The 415-nt window shown below is 68.0% G+C and carries 1 protein-coding gene; it reads left to right on the forward strand.

Features of this window, described 5'->3' with window-relative positions:
* Positions 1-415, forward strand: a 415-nt coding sequence (locus BST12_RS29575; protein WP_139802109.1) for an acyl carrier protein, incomplete at both ends; no start/stop codon positions are given.

Below are 415 nucleotides of genomic sequence, written 5' to 3' on the forward strand. Positions count from 1 at the left end.
TGGAGTTGTTCGATCTGGCGTGTGGGCGGGGTGAGGCGGTGTTGGTGCCGGCGCGGCTGGATGTGGCCGCGTTGCGTAAACAAGCGCGGTTGGGGTTGTTGGCGCCGGTGTTGAGTCAGTTGGTGAGCCTTCCCGCTGCGGCGGCGGTCGCGGCTGGCGGTTCGTTGGCGCAGCGGCTGGCCGCGGTGGCTGAGGCGGAGTGGGATTCGCTGTTGGTGGCTGAGGTGGGTGGCCAGGTCGCTGCGGTGCTTGGCCACGGTTCACCGGAGGCGGTGCCCGCTGAGCGGGCGTTTAACGATCTGGGCTTGGATTCGCGGGGGGCGGTGGAGTTGCGTAACCGGTTGGCTCAGGCCACGGGTCTGACGTTGCCGGCCACGGTGATTTTCGATTACCCCAATCTGGCTGCGGTGGCCGG

Origin of the sequence: Mycobacterium angelicum (assembly GCF_002086155.1) — a bacterium.
In the GTDB taxonomy this organism is placed as follows: Bacteria; Actinomycetota; Actinomycetes; order Mycobacteriales; family Mycobacteriaceae; genus Mycobacterium; species Mycobacterium angelicum.